The sequence below is a fragment of the Pseudoalteromonas sp. S558 genome (assembly GCF_005886635.1).
Lineage (GTDB): Bacteria > Pseudomonadota > Gammaproteobacteria > Enterobacterales > Alteromonadaceae > Pseudoalteromonas > Pseudoalteromonas aliena.
Genome location: NZ_PNDU01000303.1, coordinates 1 through 504 on the forward strand (window position 1 = coordinate 1; position 504 = coordinate 504).

Genomic DNA, 504 nt, shown 5'->3' on the forward strand with positions numbered 1-504 from the left:
GTTAGTGAGTTATTTAATACGTTAGAATGATCATGTTTTTAATAAAATTGGTATTATTTATCGTTTACCACTTTACGCACTACAGGCTCTAGGCTTTTCATACCCCAGTGCCTTCCTTTATCAAGCGCAGCCTCTACATCAAGACCCTGCTCATGTGCAGAAATTGCCATCAATGCCCCAACTCGATTACTGCTTGCACAATGCACTAAAATCGATTCTCCCTTAAACTCATTAAGTAAGTTTATTAAATTACGCGCATTTTCAACTGTAACATCCTGCGCACCTGCGATCGGTAATGCGTGATAGTTCATTCCTAGAGATCGTACAAACTCACCTTCATCCCACGTTTGTTCACTAGAGGAGCGTAAGTTTATGACATGCTTTACACCCGCTTGCGATAGCAACTTAATCTGCTCAGCGCTAGGGCGTGTTGACCTTTCGTGATTGATTTTGCAGCAGACTGTTTGGTATTTAGGCAAGGCCGAGCCTATGTAGTGTGGTTAT

At 41.9% G+C, this 504-nt stretch carries 1 protein-coding gene; it reads right to left on the reverse strand.

The features are described 5' to 3' along the window. Positions 1-53 precede the first annotated feature (53 nt). Positions 54-479 (reverse strand): protein tyrosine phosphatase family protein, encoded by a 426-nt coding sequence (locus tag CWB66_RS17665; RefSeq protein ID WP_252371791.1) that lies wholly within the window; start codon positions 477-479, stop codon positions 54-56. Positions 480-504 lie beyond the last annotated feature (25 nt).